This window comes from Parafrankia sp. Ea1.12, assembly GCF_900465275.1.
In the GTDB taxonomy this organism is placed as follows: domain Bacteria; phylum Actinomycetota; class Actinomycetes; order Frankiales; family Frankiaceae; genus Parafrankia; species Parafrankia soli.
Map to the genome: position 1 here is coordinate 1 of NZ_UBIZ01000382.1, position 18230 is coordinate 18230.

Genomic DNA, 18230 nt, shown 5'->3' on the forward strand with positions numbered 1-18230 from the left:
GGCCGGAGCAGCCGCGGGCAGCGCGGGAACGGCCGTGGGCCGGGCGGGAGCGGCGGCGGTCGTGGGCCGGGCGACAGGCACCGGCCGGGCCGGTGTGCCGGGCCGGGTACGAGCCGTCGGCCGGGCCGGTGTGCCGGGCCGGGTGGGGGTCGCGGGCACTGGCAGCTGGCCGGGCGGGGCACCCTGCGGTTCCCCCGCACCGCGCGGCGTGGCCGGCCGGCCGAGCAGCTCGGACGCGTCCACGACGCCGAGCTCGCCCAGCCGCTGGCGACGGCTGACCGGCGGGAGCCCGACCCGGCTGAGATAGCGGCGGGCCCGGACGACGTCGACGAGCATCGCGGGGGTGTGCCGGGTAATCCGGAAGGTGCCGCCGGGCGTCTCCTCCCAGCGCACGGGTACCTCGGCGATGCGATAGCCCACCGAGCGCGCGATCGAGAGCACCTCGACGTCGAATCCGAAGCCGGTGGAGCGCGCGAGACTGAAAAGAATCTTGGCTTCCGCGTGCCGAAACGCCTTGAAGCCACACTGCGTGTCAGCGACGTCCAGCGCCGCGAGTGAACGCGTAATCTGGTTGAAAGCCCAGCTACCGGCCCTGCGGCCGCTTGTCCGGGTGGCTCCGTCGCCGATTCGCCGCGAACCCAGCGCCACCTCGGCGTGCTCGAGCGCGGCGAGCAGCAACGGCAGGTCGTTCACGTCGGAGGCCCCGTCGGCGTCCATGAAGACGATCGACCGGCCATGCGCGGCCGACACGCCCGCCCTTACCGCGGTGCCCTTTCCGCAGTTCCACGGCAGGCGTACCACACGGTGGTTCGGAAAGCCCTCGAGCAGGTCCTCTGCGACCCCGGCGGTGCCATCGGTGCTGCCGTCGTCGACGACGATCACCTCAGCCCTGGGGATCTTGCCCACGACAGCCAGCAGCCGCGGCAGGGACGCCGGAAGACGAAGTGCCTCGTTGTAAGCGGGAATGACCACGCTCACGGGCACAAGGTCCATTACTCACCCCTCGGCTGTGACGACAGGAGCGATGACCGGACCCTCACCGGATGGAGTCTGTCCGTGGCGACCAGTCTGAATCGCCGAGTTTCGGGGGAGTTGCGTGCTCTGTCAACTTCCTCCCGTCTTAGCGACGTCTGTACGCCAGAGGGCGACAGATCCGCTCGCTTACCGGTCATACCCGCGCAACGATCGCCGCAGATCGGCGCTCAGCATACGGAATGGCCTGAAGATCGACGCCGCTGGGCAGACGGGGTTCTTCATGGTCAGCGGCAACACCGGGAACATTGTACGCAACGACACCAAGGTGCTACTCATCGTTCACATCTACCTCCCGAGAAGCCCCGGATCGTCACATGTGTACCTGGACCCGGAAACAGCACGAAACTTCGGGACCTGACGGCGACGTCGGTGTCGACGGTCGCACGAACCACGGCGGGGATGTCCGGCGGGTGGCCCCGGCGGCACCCCGCGACGGGGCCACCCGCCGCCCCGGGGCCCGGTACGACCCGGTTCTCGACCACCCCGCGAACATGGGGCCACCAGGAGATTTCCCAATGGGAACAGCCCCCTGGCCACGGGGCGCCGGCACCGGAGATGCGGGTGGTCACTACGTCCGCGGAATACCACCATCGTGCGTTCCGCCGGCCGTACGGCACGGGGATCCGCGCATCCGCGCACGCACGCGGGCACCATACGGTTCGAGGCCTTTCCGGCGGCCCGCACGCGCCCGACGTACCGCGGCCGCCGGCCACCGCGCGCGGACCTGACGGGAGGCGGCATGCCACGTGACGACCAACACCGCGCCGACGCGATGCTGCGCGGCCTGGTGGGCGCCGGGCGCTCCCGGCTGAGCCTCAGCGCCGCGATGCGCGCGCGGGACGTCTCCCGCCCCACCGAGGCGGACCTGGCCTGGGCGGAGCAGGCGGTCGTGCTGCGCCACGCCCACCCCGCGCCGGCGGGGCCCGGCGGCGCCACGGATCCGGCGGCAGGCCGCGCCGCCACGCGCTCCGCCGACAGCCCCGGCCCGTCAGGCCCGTCAGGCCCGTCGGACCCGTCAGCGGGCCGAGGGCGCGCCGGACGGCCGCGGCGGGCCGGTGGGGCCCGCCGCGGGCCGAACGGCGCTCAGGACGCCGGCGAGGAGGGGGACGGCTCGGGGATCTCCCCGGAACGCTCGTAGGCGGAGATCATCCGCAGTCGGCGGAGGTGACGCTGCTCTCCGCTGAACGGCGTCGCGAGGAAGATCTCGACCAGCTCCACCGCCTCGGGCAGCGAGTGCATGCGGGCGCCCACGCTGATCACGTTGGCGTCGTTGTGCTGGCGGGCGAGGGTCGCCGTCTGTTCGCTCCAGACCAGGGCCGCACGCACCCCGTCAACCTTGTTGGCGGCGATGACCTCGCCGTTCCCCGAGCCGCCGATCACGATCCCCAGGCTGTCGGGCTCCGCCGCGGCGGCGGCCGCGGCGGCCATGACGAACGGCGGGTAGTCGTCGTCGGGGTCGTACTCGACAGGCCCGTGGTCGACGGGGACGTGGCCGAGCTCCGCGAGGCGCGCGACGAGAGCCTTCTTCAGGTGGAACCCGGCGTGATCAGAACCCAGATGGACGCGCATGATGCGCCATCATGCCCGGTCACCGCGCACCGCCGCGCGGGGGTGACCAACCCCTCGCGGATCAGTCGAAGATCGGACCCTGTTCGCGGCTGCGCTTGAGCTCGTAGAAGCCAGGTGTCTCCGAGACCAGGAGGACGCCGTCCCACAGCCGACCGGCGGCCTCGCCGCGCGGGGTCGGAGTGATCACCGGGCCGAAGAACGCGTTGTCCCCGATCGCGATGACGGGCGTCCCGACGTCCATGCCGACCCGGCCGATGCCGTCGGAGTGGCTGGCCCGCAGCCGCTCGTCCCACTCCGTGGAGTGCGCGGCCGCCGCCAGCGCCGGGTCGAGGCCCACCTCCTCCAGCGCGGCGACGAAGGTCTCCTCCGTCAGCTCGGCCTTCTCCAGGTGACGGCGGCGGCCCAGCGCCGTGTAGAGCGGGAGGAGGATCTCCTCCCCCGCGGTCGCGGCGGCGGCGATGCAGATGCGCACCGGCCCCCACGCCTGCGTCATCAGCTCCTGGTACTGCTCGGGCATGTCCCGGCCGTCGTTGAGGACCGCCAGGCTCATGACGTGCCACCGGGTCCGGACCGGGCGGACCTTCTCGACCTCCAGCATCCAGCGCGAGGTCAGCCACGCCCAGGGGCACAGCGGGTCGAACCAGAAGTCCGCGTCGACGACCGCCGGCTCGGGGGTGGGCAGTGCCTCGACGTTGCCCACCGCGGTGCCGGCGGCATCCACGGATCCGGCCCGGTCGGCGGGTGCGGCGGGCCCGTCGGCGACAGGATCTACCGAGACGGCGACGTCGGCTGACATGGCAGCTCCAAAGGTGGCGCGCGGAACAGGACGGGGTCCGGCCCGATGGCCCGGAAGGGCCATCGGGCCTCGTTCCCACGTCAACCATCCGCGGGCTGCGGATCCTTCCCGGCCGAGGCCAGGTATGTCGCCACCCGGTTGACCACCGCGACGAAGGGCACCGCCGCGATCGCCCCCGGGATCCCGGCGAGCACGCCACCCGCGGACAGCGCGATGACGATGGCCAGCGGATGCAGCCGGACCGCCCGACGCATCACCAACGGCTGCAGCAGGTGGCCCTCGACCTGCTGCACCGCGATCACGACACCCAGGATGATCAGCGCGTCGGGCACGCCGTTCGACACGAGCGCGACCAGCACGGCGGCGATGCCGGCGACGGTCGCGCCGACGATCGGGATGAAGCCGCCGAAGAACGTCAGCAGCGCCAGCGGCGCGACGAGCGGGGCGCCGACGGCGACCAACCCGATTGTGATGCCGACCGCGTCCACCGCGGCGACGAACACCGTGCCCCGGATGTAACCGGTGAGGGTGAGCCAGGCCTCCCGACCCGCGCCGCGGACCCGGTCCTCGGCCCCGCTGGGGAACCGGGTGACGATCCAGCTCCAGATCCGCTCGCCGTCGTAGAGGAAGAAGAAGGTCGAGAACAGTGCGACCAGAATGCTGGTCAGCACCTCCGCGGCGACCGACGCCGTCGACAGCACGCCGGAGACCACCCGGCCGCGGTTGCTCGTGAGGCTGCTGCGGATGTCGTCGACCAGGTTGTCGATCTGGCCCTGGGAAAGGTGGAACGGGCCGTCCGTCAGGTAGTCCCGGACCTGGTCCACGCCCTCGCTGACCTGGTCGGCCACCGCGGGGATCTCGTTGGCGGCGTTGAAGCCCACCGCGACGCCGGCCCCGACGACGAGCAACAGGAAGATCAGCAGGGCCGCGAACGCCGCGCCGAGCCTGGGCACGCCCATCCGCTGGAACCGGTACGCGATCGGGTGGATGAGAGCCGCGATGAGCAGGCCGGCGATGACCGGGATCACGACGATCCGCACCCGTCCCACGATCATGGCCAGCACGTAGACGGCCGTCCCGATGATGAGCAGACGCCAGGACCACGCGGAGGCGACGCGGAGGGACACCGGCACGTGCTGCTCGGCACGGCGCGCCGTCGAGCCCTGCGTGGCGCCAGCGGCGGTGCTGCCCGCTCCGGCCGCTCCGGCCGCTCCGGCCGGACCGGCCCGGCGTGGCTCCTGCTCGGGCGGGCCGGCACCGGCCCCCGAGCGGGCGAGGCGCAGCCGGCGTGGGATGCGCTGGCGCGGGCCGGCCGGAGCGGGCCGGCCGTCGGGACCCGGGCCGCCGGCGGAACCCGCGGAGCCTGGTGTGGCCGGGCCCGCCGGGCCCGCCGAGCCTGGTGTGGCGGAGCCGGCGGCCCCGGAGTCGGCCGCGGCGTCCGCGGCCGCCCTCCTCGGGCCACGCCGAACCGGGACCCGGCCCAGTCCCGCCACCCGCCGCACCGCTACCCCCTACGTCCGGTGTCTGAAGGTTCCGTCCTTCGGGACATCCAACCCGATGGTCGGCGCAAGCTTCCACCAAGGGTGAGAACAACGCACTCAGCACACGTCCGAACAACGCGATCCTGTGGCCGGACCAGGCCGGAGGTGCCAGGACAGGACGGGCCCGGCGGCCCCCGCCGGGCCGGAAGCGGGCGGGTCGGCGTGCGGTCCGGACGTCGCCGGCCCCGCGTCCGGGCGTGGGAGACTGGTCACCGAGGTCAACGTCATGGCCGCGTGCGACCGCGACGCGGCGCGCACGTCCAGTGGTTCGCCGGCCCAGTGGGCCGCATGCCCAGTGGCCGCGCGTCCTCGCCGACTCCGCGACGTTTCTGCGAAAGGATCCGGGTGCCTCACAACCTCACCCGCGACGAGGCGCGCGAGCGCGCCCGCCTGCTGGCCGTCTCGTCCTACGACGTCGAGCTCGACCTCACGGTCGGCGACGAGACCTTCCTGTCCAGCACCACCGCGTCGTTCACCTGCGCCGAGCCCGGCGCGTCGACCTTCGTCGAGCTGGCCGCCCCGGCGGTGCGCGAGGTCGTCCTCAACGGCCGGTCGCTGGACCCGGCGGTGGTCTTCGACGGCGGGCGGATCGCTCTGCCCGACCTGGCCGCGACGAACGAGCTCCGGGTCGTGGCCGAGTGCGCCTACTCCCGTACCGGCGAGGGCCTGCACCGCTTCGTCGACCCCGTCGACAGCGCCGTGTACCTCTACACGCAGTTCGAGACGTACGACGCGCACCGCATGTACACCTGCTTCGACCAGCCGGATCTCAAGGCCGCCTTCACCCTCGCGGTGACGGCGCCCGCCGACTGGCGGATCATCTCCAACAGCGTGGTCACCGGCACCACGGCCGCTCCCGACGGCGCGACGCGGACCGCCTTCGCCCCGACCCCGGTGATGTCGACCTACATCACCGCGCTGGTCGCCGGGCCGTACCACGAGGTGCGCGACCACCACGACGGCATCGACCTCGGGGTGTACTGCCGCCGCTCGCTCGCCGAGTTCCTCGACCCGGGCGAGATCCTGGAGATCACCAAACAGGGTTTCGACTTCTACCACCGGGTCTTCGACTACCGGTACCCGTTCGGGAAGTACGACCAGCTGTTCGTGCCGGAGTTCAACGCGGGCGCGATGGAGAACGCCGGCTGCGTCACCTTCCTCGAGGAGTACGTCTTCCGGGCGAAGGTCACCGAGGCGCGCCGCGAGCGGCGGGCCGAGACGATCCTGCACGAGATGGCGCACATGTGGTTCGGCGACCTCGTGACCATGCGCTGGTGGGACGACCTGTGGCTCAACGAGTCCTTCGCCACCTACATGTCCGTGCTGGCGCAGGTGACGTCCACCCGCTTCACCAACGGCTGGACGACCTTCGCCAACGCGGAGAAGGGCTGGGCGTACCGCCAGGACCAGCTCTCCTCGACGCACCCGATCGTCGCCGACGCCCCCGACATGGACGCGGTGCGCACGAACTTCGACGGCATCACCTACGCCAAGGGCGCCTCCGTCCTCAAGCAGCTCGTCGCGTGGGTGGGCCAGGAGGAGTTCCTCGCCGGCCTGCGCAGCTACTTCCGCAAGTACGAGTACGGCAACACCTCGCTGAAGGACCTGCTCGTCGAGCTGGAGAAGGCCAGCGGGCGGGATCTGAGCCCGTGGTCGGCCGACTGGCTGGAGACCACCGGGGCGAACACGCTGCGGCCGCGGTTCCTCACCGACTCGTCGGGCCTGTTCACCTCGTTCGACGTCGTCCAGGAGCCGGCGAGCGCCCCCGCGACCGCGTCGCGGACGCTGCGCCCGCACCGGATCGCGATCGGCCTCTACGACCGGGACACCACGGGCGCGCTCGTCCGCCGCGAGCGGGTCGAGCTGGACGTCGTCGGGGAGATCACCGAGGTCGCGAAGCTCGTCGGGGTCCGCCAGCCCGACCTGATCGTGCTCAACGACGACGACCTCACCTACGCCAAGGTCCGGCTGGACGAGCGGTCGCTGCGGACCCTGATCGACTCGATCGGGACGATCTCGGCCTCGCTGCCGCGCACGCTGTGCTGGGCGGCGGCCTGGGACATGACCCGCGACGCGGAGCTCGCGGCCCGCGACTACGTCCGGCTCGTGCTGTCCGGCATCGACGCCGAGGACGACATCGGCGTGGTGCAGTCGCTGGTCGCCAAGGCGGCGCTCACCGTCGACAGCTACGGCGACCCGGCGAACCGCCCGGCGGCGCTGCGCGAGCTGACCACCCGGGCCGAGGAGCTCATGCGCTCCGCCGAGCCCGGCGGCGACCTGCAACTCGTCTTCGCGACCGCCTTCGCCCAGACCGAGGAGCCCGGGCAGATCGCCCGGGTCAAGGCGATCTTCGAGGGCACCGACGTGGTGCAGGGGCTCGCCCTGGACACCGAGCTGCGCTGGACCCTGCTCATCCAGCTCGTCGCGCGCGGGGTCTACGGCGACGCCGAGATCGACGCGGAGCTCGCCCGGGACAACACCGCCACCGGGGAGAAGCGCGCCGCCACCGCGCGCAGCGCCCGCCCGACGGCGCAGGCCAAGGCGGACGCCTGGTCGGCGGTCATGGACTCGGACGCCCTGTCGAACCACCTGGCGGTCGCCACGATGAACGGTTTCTGGATCTCCGACCAGCTCGAGCTGACCCGGCCGTACGTCGACCGGTTCTTCGCCGAGATCGGTGGGATCTGGGAGACCCGCTCGTTCGACACCGCTCAGACGATCACCCAGATGTTGTTCCCGTCCGGGGTCATCGAGCAGTCGACGGTGGACCTGACCGACGCCTACCTGGCGGAGCGGGACCCGGTGCCCGCGCTGCGCCGGGCACTGATGGAGGGCCGGGACGGGCTCGTGCGGGCACTCGCCGCGCGGGCGAAGGACACCGCGGGGCCGGTCGCGGGCTGACGGTCCGCCGCGCCGGGCTCTCTGCGCCCGGCGCGGCGGCCGGTGTCAGCGGCGGGAACCGTCGAGATCAGCGGCGGGACCCGGTCGGCGCGGCGGGCGCGCCGGCGGCGTCGGAGAGCTGACGCAGCCCGGTGATCACACCGCCCACCAGGTCACCGAGAGCGAAGCTGGACGTCATGGCCAGGGCCGCCAGACCGGCGGCCGAGTCGCTGATGCGCTTCTTCGCGGCCGGCGTGGTCACAACGCGGACGAACCGCTGCCCCGGGGAGACGGCGACGAGCACCGCCTCGTCGTTGCGGGGATCGGCCAGGCCGCCCAGCAGCCGCTCGGCGGCGAGCTTCAGATCGCCGTCCAGCGCACCGACGCGGACAGCGAAGCGGATGCCGGTCTGGGTCTGCGCGGACTGCCGAGCACGTTCGATCCGCTCGGTCTGCTCGTGGGTGAATGCCTCACCAGGTGCCACTGGCACCACCCGCACCCGGTACGGCGGCCCGCGAACGCTTCGCCTCGATGTCCTCCGGCTTCGCGCCGATCCAGATCTCGTCGTGCTCCCAAGGCTGGCCCGGACGGTAGCGCGACGGGCGGCTCAGTCGGCTCGTCACCGCGGTGAGGAGGAACGCCAGCAGGAAGCCGCCGATGACCGTTCCACCGTAGAGCGCCCAGGCATGGACAGCCGACAGCGGGTCGGGGTCGTAGGGAGTCCCCACATCCTGCGCGGAGGCCGACACCGCGAGGAAGGGCACCGTGAACAGGGACAACGCAGCGACGGTCAGAACGCGGCGCGCGGCGACCCGCCGACCCGACCTGGAGGTCGGGGGCAGATCGCCGGCCGCGGCGGACCGCCGAGACGTACGGCGCGGACGACGTGGAATCACGTCCGGAAGGGTACCGGGAACGGCCGGCACGATCCGTGCCCAGGGGTGCGAGCTAGCTCGCCCACACCGCCGACGAGCACGGTTGCGTCCCGGCGACGCGTGCCACAGCGCTTCAGGGGCGCCGGGTGGTGGTGGCTCCCGCCCGATCGGCGGTGATCGCCCCGAGTGCCTCGACCATCCGACGCGACCGGGGATCGGTGATCAGCCGTTCGACGGTGACGCGTTCCCCGGCATCGTCGACGACCGGTAGCCGCCAGTTCGGATAGCTGTCGACCGTCCCGGGCAGGTTCGGCTGGCGGACGTCGCCGAACGCGTCGCCGGGGGCGACCAGCACGATCCGCGCGCGTGACCGGGCAAGCAGGACGTGCAGGCCGAGCGCGGCCGCCGCACGCAGCTCCGGATCGAGGCGATCCTCCTCCGCCGCCACGACCCCCGCCGGCGGGCTCACCAGGCCCTCGTCGGCGAGCAGCCGCATCAGTCCGGCGCGTTCGGCGAGCCAGGCGGCGCGTTCCTGCTCGTCGGTGCGGGCGAGCAGGCCGAGCCGCGCACGCACGCGCACGTGCTCGCCCTCGAGGAAGCCGGCGGCGGTCGGCAGGTCGTGCGTGGTCACGCTGGCCATGGTCCGGGCCCGGTACTCGCCCGGCGGGAGCGGGGAGCCGTCCGCCGCCTGCTCGAACCACAGCACCGAGGAGCCGAAGATGCCAGCGCCGTCGAGCGCCTCGGCCACCGACGGTTCGACGGTGCCGAGATCCTCACCGACGACCAGGGCGCCGGCCCGGTGCGCCTCGAGGGCGAGCAGCCCCAGCAGCGCCTCGGCGTCGTAGCGGACGAAGGTGCCGCCGGCAGCACCGGCACCGTCCGGGACCCACCACAGGCGGAACAGCCCGAGAATGTGATCCACCCGTAGCCCGCCGCCCCGGGACAGCACCGCGGCGACCATCGCCCGGAACGGGGCATACCCGCTCTCCGCGAGGACGTCGGGCCGCCACGGCGGTAGGCCCCAGTCCTGGCCCTGCTGGTTGAAGCCGTCCGGCGGGGCGCCGACGGAGGCACCGGTGGCCAGCACGCCGCGCATCGCCCAGGCGTCCGCGCCGCCCGGATCGACCCCGACGGCCAGATCGTGAACGACGCCGACCCGCATCCCGGCCGCCCTGGCCGCGGCCTGCGCCGCGCCGAGCTGGTCGTCGCACCGCCGCTGCAGCCAGACGTGGAACGCGACGCGTTCCGCTAGTTCGGCGCGCGCGGCGTCGTCCGCCAGCCCGGCGCGCGCGGCGTCGACCGCCGGCCCGGCGGGATCGCGCAGGTCCTCCGGCCAGGTGCGCCAGTCCCGGCCGTGCCGCTCGGCGAGCGCGCACCAGAGCGCGAAGTCGCGCAGCGCGCCGTCGGCCTCCTGCCCACCGGCCGGCCCGTCGCCCGTCCCGCCGCCGGACGAGGTGAACAGCAGCTCGACGGCGGCGAGCTTGGCCCGCCACACCGCGTCCCGGTCGATCAGGCCGTCCCTGGTCCCCTCCCGGCGGGCGACTCCCGCCAGCCGGTCGACCTCCGCCCGCACCGTCTCGGAGGCGTGCCGGTACTCCGGGGTCAGCTCGGGCCGCAGGTAGAGCGGTGAGACGAAGCGGCGGCTCGCCGGCGAGTACGGCGACGGCTCGACCGGAAAGGTCGGCGCCACCGCGTGCAGCGGGTTCACCAGCAGAACGTCGGCGCCGTCACGCGCGGACCACTCGGCGAGGGTGGCGAGGTCGGCGTAGTCGCCCATCCCCCACGATCCCGCGGAGGTGAGCGCGTACAGCTGGATCATCCAGCCCCAGGCCCGCCCGGTGGCCTCGGCCGGGCTCGGGGCGGCCGCGAAGTCGGGCACGCGCTCCGGGACGACGATCAGCGGGCACTCGGCGGTGCTCCCGCCGAAGCTCAGCCGCAGGCGGTGATCCCCGAGCGGCAGGCCGGACGGCAGGTCCACCGTGCCGGCGCGGACGGCACGGCCGTCGACCTCCCCGACGGTGCCGCGCAGCCCGACCGACAGCGGCACGCTCTCCCCTCCGGCCAGCACGGCCTCGGCGGTGACGGCGTCCGCGGCGGCATCCGGCACATGCACGGCGACCGGCGCGGGGGCCTGCGCCCGGACGACCGCGCACGGGGGCAGCGGGCGCCGCCGACGCGCCTCGCGTGCCCCGGCGAGCGCGACGGCCGGGTCCGACGGGTCGACGCCGAGCAGGCCCAGCGCCGCCCGGACGGCCGTCGGCTGCACCGTGACCGGCGTGCCGTCCTGCCCGTCGTAGGACGTGGCCACCCCGAACTCGGCGGCGAGGGCCGCGAGGTCACCGAGCCCGGACCAGACAGACGCCGGACCCGGCTGCCCACCGGCTCCGACCGCGCCGCCGGCTGACGGCCCGGCGGTGGACGATGCGGCGGTGGACGGCGCCGCAGCGGTAGGCGCCGCGGTAGCAGCGGGGGGCGCGGCGGGCTGGTCGGGGCGCTCGGTCGCGGATGTCACGGACCTGATCCTGCCCGCTGCCCCGGGCGGACCGTTGGACGCCCCCCGGGCCGCTCCGCGCCAACGCCGGGCGCCGTGGCCGGACCGCCCGCGCCTGCCCCGCCCGCCTTCCGCCCAGCCGCCCGCTCTGCCGTCTGCTCTGCCGTCTGTTCTGCCGTCTCCGCTCTCTCGGCCACCGCCTGCTCCGCTTCGGCGGCCGCCGCGGAGCCGCCGGCCGGCCGCCGCCACGGCGAGTCCGCGTCCGCGTCCGCAGCCGCAGCCGCGGGCCCGGAGCGCGTCGGGGAGACGCCCACGGGCGCGGCTCCGCCCGCCGGAGCGAAGCCGCCCATGGGCAGAGGGCCACCCATCGGAGGAGGGCCGCCTGCCGAAAGGGAGCCGTTCGCGCCGGCGGTCCCGCCGTCGGAGACGAACCCGCCGTACCCGACGGGATCGTCGCCGTCCCAGGGAACCCCCCGCTCCCAGGCCGCCACGCAGGGCAATGTCATCCGCAGCAGCGCGCCGCCGGACGGCGACTCGGCGGCCTCGGCCGTCCCGCCGTGCATCGCCGCGGCGTCCGCGACGATCGCCAGGCCGAGGCCGGAGCCGGGCAGGCTGCGCGCCGCCGTGGCCCGGTAGAAGCGCTCGAAGACGCGGGCCCGGTCGGCCGGCGCGATGCCCGGGCCCTCGTCGGCGACGGTGACCTCGCCGGCCCGGCTGACCACCCGCACGGTCGAGGACGGCGGGCTGAACTTCACCGCGTTGTCCAGCAGGTTGGTCACCGCCCGCTCCAGCAGGCTCGGCCGCCCGTCCACCAGGGACGGCTCGACGTTCACCTCGATCCGGATGCCCTTGGTGTTCGCCCGGCGCCGGGCCCGGTCCGCGGCGGCCCGCACGACCTGGGCGAGATCGAGCCGCTCGATCTCCTCCGTGGGCACCTCGTCGCGGGCCAGCTCGATCAGCTCGTTGACCAGCGCGGTCAGCTCGCGCATCTGGGCGTCGACGTCGCGCAGCAGCGCGTCGCGGTCCGCCGCGGGCAGCGCCCGGTTCGGAGTCGTCTCCGCCCGCATCAGGAGCTCGATGTTGGTGCGCAGGCTGGTCAGCGGCGTGCGCAGCTCGTGGGCGGCGTCGTCGACGAGCTGGCGCTGCCGCAGCCGGGATGCCTCCAGCGCCCGCAGCATGCTGTTGAGGCTGGTAGCCAGCCGGGCGATCTCGTCCGAGCCGGTGACCGGGATCAGGGCGGAGAGGTCCTGGGTACGTGCCACCTCCTCCGCCGCGGCCGCCGCGGCGTCCACCGGTTTCAGCGAGGCGCGGGCGACGAGGCGGCCGGCGATCACCGAGCCGACCACGCCGACCAGCCCGACGATGAACAGCACCAGCCCGAGATCGCGCAGCGTGCGATCCACGTCGGAGGTGGACCGGGCCAGCTGCAGGGCCCCGGTGCCGGTGAGTGGCGGCGGATAGCGCAGCGGGACGGTGGCCACCCGGTACCGCTGGCCCTCGACCGTGACGGTGCGCAGGTTCTTGCCACGCAGGCCCCGCGCGACCTCGGCGTCGGCCGCGTCGACGGGGATCGCGAAGGTCTCCAGCGACGGGAAGGCGCTCTCCAGGGGCACTCCGTCGCCGTCGAGGAACTGCAGCTCCATGCCGAAGTTCAGGGCCCGGACGCTGATCTGGCTCGCCTGCAGGTTGCCGGCCGACGCCTTGGCCTGCTCCAGGAGCTGGTCGTCGATCGCCTGGTTCAGCACGATCCGGGTGACGCCGAGGGCGACGCTGACCACGACGGCGACCGCGGCGGCTACGGCCACCCCGGCGAGCAGCGCCATCCGGGCCCGCAGCGTCAGCCGCGGGAGCCGGCTGGGCCAGCGCGACGCCGCCGGCCGGGACGACGGACCCCCCACCCGCCGGCCCTCGACCAGCGTGTCCGCCGGCTGCTCCGGCCCGGTCACACCGACCTCGTCGGCGTTGTCGGCCTTGTCGGCCTTGCCGGCGTTGTCGGCCTTGCCGGCCTTGCCGGCCTCTTCGACCTGGCCGGTTTCGTCGGCATCGTCGGCCCTGACAGCGGCAGCGGGCTCACACCCGGTCGGCGGCGGGTTCACGCAGGACGTAACCCACCCCGCGCACCGTGTGCAGCAGCCGTGGCTCCCCGCCGGCCTCGAGCTTGCGCCGCAGGTAGCTCACGAACACCTCCAGGGAGTTCGAGGAGGGTCCGAAGTCGTAGCCCCAGACTTTCTCCATGATCATCGATCGGGAGAGGACCTGGCGCGGATGGGTCAGGAACAGCTCGAGCAGCTCGAACTCGGTCTTGGTCAGCGTCAGCTCCCGGCCCTCCCGCAGGACCTGGCGGCTCGCCGGGTCGAGCGCCACCCCCGCGTACGACAGCGCGGGGGGGACGCCCTGGCCCGGCTCGGCGCCCTGCGCGGGGCCGTGGCCCACGCTGGCCCGTGTCACGAGGGTGGACCGCCGGATCAGCGCCCGCAGCCGGGCGAACAGCTCCTCCAACGCGAAGGGCTTCACCAGGTAGTCGTCGGCGCCCACGTCGAGGCCGCTGACCCGGTCGGCCAGCCCGTCACGGGCAGTCAGCATGAGGACGGGGACGTCGTCACCGCGCGCCCGCAGACGGCGGCAGGTCTCCAGGCCGTCCATCCTCGGCATCATCACGTCGAGCACGACGATGTCCGGCTGGTCGCGCGCCACCACCTCCAGCGCGGCGACCCCGTCGGGCGCCGTGCGCACCTCGTAGCCCTCGAACCTCAGCGACCGCTCCAGCGACTCGCGGACAGCCGCGTCGTCGTCCACCACCAGTACTCGCACGGCTCCAGTCTGCCCCGCTCGCCCGACAGTTCCATGCTCCGGACGCGCATCTCAGCAAGACCTTGTCCGATCCTCAGCCCCGCTTCAGGCGCTGTGCCTGGAAGGGGCCGGCGCGGGCGGATCGATCCTGGGTGTCGGCACGTCGTTCGCGCCCTGGCCCGGCGAGCCGCCGGTGCCGCCCGGCGTCTCCTCCTCCTCCTCGGCGGGCTTGTCGTCGTCATCGTCGTCGACGACCACGACCTCGCTGCGCTGGACGGTGCCGAGCTCGATCCCGGCCCGGCCGAGCGACGCCCGGACCCGCTCCCGCAGCTCGCGGGCGACGTCCCACTGCTTGAGCGGCTGGGTCTTGATGGCGATCCGCAGCGTGTAGCCGTCCGCGGTCATGGTCTCCATGCCCCAGACCTCCGGCTCGGCGAGGATCAGGCCGGACCAGGCCTCGTCCTTCCACAGCTTGTCGGCCGTCCGGACGAGCACCCGTTTCGCGGCGGCGACCTCGGTGTCGTAGTCGAGCGGGACGTCGAGAACCGTGCGGGCCCACTGTTGACTCTTGTTCCCGACCCGGGTTATCTCGCCGTTGCGGACGTACCAGACCGTCCCCTCGACGTCGCGCATTCGGGTCATCCGCAGGCTCACCGCCTCGACGGTGCCCGAGACCGGGCCGACATCGATCACGTCGCCGACGCCGTACTGGTCCTCCAGCAGCATGAACATGCCCGACAGGAAGTCGCGCACGAGGTTCTGCGCACCGAAACCGACGGCGATGCCGAGCACTCCGGCGCTGGCCACGATCGGGGCTAGATTCAGGCCGAGCTCGCCGAGGATCGTGAGGAAAGCCAGCCCGAACACAAAGATTGACGTCACGCTGCGCAGCAGCGATCCGACCGTTCCGGCGCGCTGGCGCCGCCGCTCGAGCAGAACGGTCGGATCACCGAATGCGCCCAGCAAGGTGTTCGACCGCAGCCCGCGCAGCATGCCGGTACTGCGCCCCGAGGCGGCCCGTTCGGTGGTCCGCCGGATGAACCGGTGCAGCAGCGTCCGGATCACCATCGCGAACAGCAGAATCAGCAGAATCTTGATCGGCGTGCCGAGGAACACCTCGGCGCCGGACGCAAGATAGTTACTGCCCGTGACGTCGTACACGGTGCGGCACATGAGGCCGGGGTCCGTGCCGCAGGCGTCCCGCAGCGCGTTCGCGACGCCCTCGATCGAGACGAGCGGATCCGTCGTCGGACCGGGCGAGATCGACACCGAGGGTATGGGGCTGGGCGAGACCGTCGCCGCGGTCGTCGGTGCGGCGGTGGGCGACAGGATCGCGCCGAGCATCGGGATCACGGGCTGAGCCAGCAGGGACGGCTCCGCGCCCATGACCGCCGGGGGCAGCCCGGCCGCGACTGGTTCGGCGGGCACGCCACCGAACGGGACAGCACCAAACGGGACACGTGAGATGGACACAACGCCGGCCATCCTCCGTAAGCAGGTCTCTCAGTCGGATCGACGCCGATCGGGCGCCGTGTGCGTCTGGAAGCCCCCCGGCCGGGCCGCGGCAAGGCCGCCGGCACCCATCCCCCGGCGGCGCTCCGTAGCCCGCACAGCGAGCTGGCGCAGCGCCGAGTCGACCTTGACAGTCTTGCCCATCGGCGGACCCGGACGGCGGGCACCCCCGTGTCGGCCACACACGGACACGACCCGACAGTCAGTCACACAGTGTAATTTTTCGGTCACGACACACGGTCGAATGAGGTTGTTGTTCGTCACAAACCACGCCGGATATGCACATCGACGCTTTGCCGGGACGGATGACCATGCAAACAGGCTCGCGTTCTGCCGCCGAAGAAGGTTGACTGTCCATTGTCACCGGAGACGCTGGGTAGGACGGTCCGCGAGGACCCTCGGGTGGGCAGGAGGTCGGCGCGTGGCAGAGGCGCTGGTTCTCAATGCCACGTACGAGCCTCTGTGCGTGGTGTCACAAAGAAGAGCACTGGTGCTCGTTCTGACCGACAAGGCCGTGATGGTCGAATCCGCCGGCCAGGTGCTGCGTTCGACGACGGCCGCAGTCGAGGTTCCGATCGTCGTGCGGTTGGCACGGTTCGTACGCGTGCCCTACCGTTCACAGATTCCACTCACCCGCAAGGGTGTACTGGCACGCGACCATCACCGGTGCGTGTACTGCAACGCCCCGGCGACATCACTGGATCACGTGATCCCCCGCTCTCGCGGCGGGCCACACGTATGGGAGAACGTCGTGGCGGCCTGCGGCCGCTGCAACCATGTCAAAGCCGACCGGGCCGTCGCGGACCTCGGTTGGCGGCTTCGCACGGCGCCCAGAGCGCCGAGCGGAGCCGCCTGGCGCATTCTGGGGTCCCGTCGCATGGACCCGCGGTGGTCGCGGTACCTGAGCACGGTGGGGGACGTCTCCGAGGCCGCGAGCGCCTGACCCGTCCCACCCGGTCTGTGGGGCGGTACCCGCCGCCAGGCCGGGGCAGGTACCCGGGGTGCGCATACTCGTCACCGGTGCGACCGGGTATATCGGTGGTCGGCTGGCACCCCGCCTGCTCGGCCAGGGCCATCACGTCCGCTGCATGACCCGTGATCCGGCGCGGCTGTCCGACGTCGGCTGGGCCCGGCATCCCGACATCGAGGTGGTCCGTGCCGACGCCCTCGACCCGGAGTCGCTGCACGCGGCGATGGAGGATGTCGACGTCGCCTACTACCTGATCCACTCGATCGACACCGGCGGCGACTTCTCGGCCGTCGACCGCCGGGCGGCCGCGGCGTTCGCGCGGGCGGCGCGGGCCGCCGGCGTCCGGCGGATCATCTACCTGGGTGGGCTGAGCCCGGCCACCGGCATCGGCATGTCGGCGCACCTGGCGTCCCGGCAGGAGGTCGCGCGGATCCTGCTCGACTCCGGGGTGCCCACGGTCGTGCTGCGCGCCGCGATCATCATCGGCAGCGGCAGCGCGTCGTTCGAGATGCTGCGCCACCTCACCGAGCGGCTGCCGGTGATGCTCACCCCACGCTGGGTGCGGACCCGCATCCAGCCGATCGCCGTCCGGGACGTCCTGCACTACCTCATCGGATGTCTCCAGCTGCCGGCCGGGATCAACCGCTCGTTCGACATCGGCGGGCCGGACGTCCTGACCTACGCCGACATGATGCAGCGTTTCGCGGCGGTCGAGGGCCTGCGTCGCCGAGTGATCATCCGTGTGCCGGTGCTCTCCCCCGGCCTGTCGTCGCTGTGGGTCGGGGTGGTGACGCCGGTCCCCCGGGCGATCGCGCGGCCGCTGGTCCGCTCGCTGCGGACGGAGGTCGTCGTCGGCGAGCACGACATCGCGCGGTGGGTGCCGGACCCGCCCGAGGGGCTGCTGCCGTTCGAGACCGCGGTCGCCTACGCGCTGGCGCGGGTGCGCGACCGGACGGTGGAGACCCGGTGGTCGACTGCGGTCTGGCCGGGCAGCCCGCTCGCCGCGCCGTTCCCCGAGGTCGCCGCGTACCTCTCCGCCGACCGGGCCGGCCACCGCGGGCACCGCCCGGTCGCGGCGGACGTCCGGACCGCGGCGGACGGCGGCTCGCCGGACAACGCCCCGTCCAACGGAATCCTGGCCGGCGGCGCTCCGCCAGGCGAGCCCGTCCCGACCGATCCGGCCTGGGCCGGGAGCTCGCTCTACACCGACGAGCGGTCGAAGGCCGTGGCCGCGCCGGCGGGGGGCCTGTGGCGGGTCATCGAGGGGATCGGCGGCGAGAACGGCTGGTACAGCTGGCCGCTGGCGTGGTCGGCGCGCGGGTGGCTCGACACACTCGTCGGCGGGGTCGGGCACCGCCGCGGCCGGCGCGACCCCGCCCACCTGCGCACCGGGGAGGCGATCGACCTGTGGCGGGTCGAGGAGCTGGTCCCCGGACGGCTGCTGCGCCTGCGCGCCGAGATGAGGCTGCCCGGCCACGCCTGGCTCGAACTGCGCGTCGAGCCAGGCGGCCCCGACCGCGGGACGGTCTACCGGCAGCGGGCGCTGTTCCTGCCGCGCGGGCTGCCGGGCCACCTCTACTGGCGGGCCGTCAGCCCGTTCCACGCCGTGGTCTTCGGCGGGATGCTGCGCACTATCGTCCGCCGGGCCGAGTCCGCCCCGGCCGCGGCCGCGCCGGCTGTGACAGCCCCGACGGAGTCGACTTCGATCGAGCCGACCACGCCGGCCGGCCGGTGACCGGCCACCGGCCGGCACACCGCCTCGTCCTCAAGT

Annotated in this window: 14 protein-coding genes; 4 read left to right on the top strand and 10 right to left on the bottom strand. The window is 73.3% G+C overall.

The window, feature by feature from the left end; genetic code table 11:
* Positions 1-993, bottom strand: a 993-nt coding sequence (locus tag FMEAI12_RS21755) for a dolichyl-phosphate beta-glucosyltransferase (protein ID WP_112107642.1), incomplete at its 3' end; no start/stop codon positions are given.
* A 781-nt stretch (positions 994-1774) separates the two neighbouring features.
* On the opposite strand from FMEAI12_RS21755, the gene FMEAI12_RS37275 reads away from it, so the two are divergent.
* On the top strand, positions 1775-2173 hold the full coding sequence (locus FMEAI12_RS37275) for a hypothetical protein (protein WP_200835370.1): 399 nt from the start codon (positions 1775-1777) through the stop codon (positions 2171-2173).
* On the opposite strand, the gene FMEAI12_RS21765 is transcribed toward FMEAI12_RS37275, so the two are convergent.
* The 3 genes from FMEAI12_RS21765 to FMEAI12_RS21775 all read right to left on the bottom strand — a co-directional run bounded on the left by FMEAI12_RS21765 (position 2119) and on the right by FMEAI12_RS21775 (position 4893).
* Positions 2119-2604 carry a ribose-5-phosphate isomerase gene (locus FMEAI12_RS21765; protein WP_112107643.1) on the bottom strand — a complete coding sequence of 162 codons (486 nt, stop codon included), beginning with the start codon at positions 2602-2604 and terminating at the stop codon, positions 2119-2121. The two genes, FMEAI12_RS37275 and FMEAI12_RS21765, sit on opposite strands and share 55 nt — an antisense overlap.
* A 61-nt stretch (positions 2605-2665) precedes the next feature.
* Entirely contained in the window at positions 2666-3400 is a 735-nt protein-coding gene (locus FMEAI12_RS21770; RefSeq protein ID WP_235014287.1) for a DsbA family protein, read from the bottom strand.
* Between the two features lie 80 nt (positions 3401-3480).
* The gene (locus FMEAI12_RS21775) at positions 3481-4893 is read right to left on the bottom strand and encodes an AI-2E family transporter (protein WP_112107661.1); all 1413 of its coding nucleotides are present in this window, start codon (positions 4891-4893) and stop codon (positions 3481-3483) included.
* 393 nt (positions 4894-5286) lie between these two features.
* Here FMEAI12_RS21775 and pepN point away from each other — a divergent pair, with 393 nt between their 5' ends.
* The gene (pepN, locus tag FMEAI12_RS21780) at positions 5287-7842 is read left to right on the top strand and encodes an aminopeptidase N (protein ID WP_112107644.1); all 2556 of its coding nucleotides are present in this window, start codon (positions 5287-5289) and stop codon (positions 7840-7842) included.
* A 67-nt stretch (positions 7843-7909) separates the two neighbouring features.
* Here the strand turns inward: pepN and FMEAI12_RS21785 are convergent, their stop codons facing one another.
* The 6 genes from FMEAI12_RS21785 to FMEAI12_RS21810 all read right to left on the bottom strand — a co-directional run bounded on the left by FMEAI12_RS21785 (position 7910) and on the right by FMEAI12_RS21810 (position 15321).
* Positions 7910-8305, bottom strand: coding sequence for a DUF5130 family protein (locus tag FMEAI12_RS21785; protein ID WP_071061750.1), 396 nt, complete (start codon positions 8303-8305; stop codon positions 7910-7912).
* Positions 8292-8600 carry a hypothetical protein gene (locus tag FMEAI12_RS21790; RefSeq protein ID WP_235014288.1) on the bottom strand — a complete coding sequence of 103 codons (309 nt, stop codon included), beginning with the start codon at positions 8598-8600 and terminating at the stop codon, positions 8292-8294. The genes FMEAI12_RS21785 and FMEAI12_RS21790 overlap by 14 nt, the downstream gene beginning before the upstream one ends.
* Before the next feature lie 229 nt (positions 8601-8829).
* Positions 8830-11208 (bottom strand): 4-alpha-glucanotransferase, encoded by a 2379-nt coding sequence (locus FMEAI12_RS21795; protein WP_112107645.1) that lies wholly within the window; start codon positions 11206-11208, stop codon positions 8830-8832.
* A complete protein-coding gene (locus tag FMEAI12_RS21800; RefSeq protein WP_112107646.1) occupies positions 11205-13283 on the bottom strand; it encodes a HAMP domain-containing sensor histidine kinase in 2079 nt (692 codons plus the stop codon). Before FMEAI12_RS21800 ends, FMEAI12_RS21795 begins: the two co-directional genes overlap by 4 nt.
* Entirely contained in the window at positions 13258-13998 is a 741-nt protein-coding gene (locus FMEAI12_RS21805) for a response regulator transcription factor (protein ID WP_071061445.1), read from the bottom strand. Before FMEAI12_RS21805 ends, FMEAI12_RS21800 begins: the two co-directional genes overlap by 26 nt.
* Positions 13999-14082: 84 nt before the next feature.
* Positions 14083-15321: a mechanosensitive ion channel family protein gene (locus tag FMEAI12_RS21810; protein ID WP_112107662.1), complete on the bottom strand. Its 1239-nt coding sequence runs from the start codon at positions 15319-15321 to the stop codon at positions 14083-14085.
* 589 nt (positions 15322-15910) lie between these two features.
* Between FMEAI12_RS21810 and FMEAI12_RS21815 the strand changes: the two genes are divergently transcribed.
* Positions 15911-16432 carry an HNH endonuclease gene (locus tag FMEAI12_RS21815; RefSeq protein WP_020462780.1) on the top strand — a complete coding sequence of 174 codons (522 nt, stop codon included), beginning with the start codon at positions 15911-15913 and terminating at the stop codon, positions 16430-16432.
* 58 nt (positions 16433-16490) lie between these two features.
* A complete protein-coding gene (locus FMEAI12_RS21820) occupies positions 16491-18194 on the top strand; it encodes an SDR family oxidoreductase (RefSeq protein WP_112107647.1) in 1704 nt (567 codons plus the stop codon).
* Positions 18195-18230 lie beyond the last annotated feature (36 nt).

Bases quoted from the DNA above. Each gene is read 5' to 3' on its own strand.
- FMEAI12_RS37275 (WP_200835370.1), top strand. From the start codon at position 1,775: ATGCCACGTGACGACCAACACCGCGCCGACGCGATGCTGCGCGGCCTG.
- FMEAI12_RS21765 (WP_112107643.1), bottom strand. From the start codon at position 2,604: ATGCGCGTCCATCTGGGTTCTGATCACGCCGGGTTCCACCTGAAGAAG.
- FMEAI12_RS21770 (WP_235014287.1), bottom strand. From the start codon at position 3,400: ATGTCAGCCGACGTCGCCGTCTCGGTAGATCCTGTCGCCGACGGGCCC.
- FMEAI12_RS21810 (WP_112107662.1), bottom strand. From the start codon at position 15,321: ATGCTCGGCGCGATCCTGTCGCCCACCGCCGCACCGACGACCGCGGCG.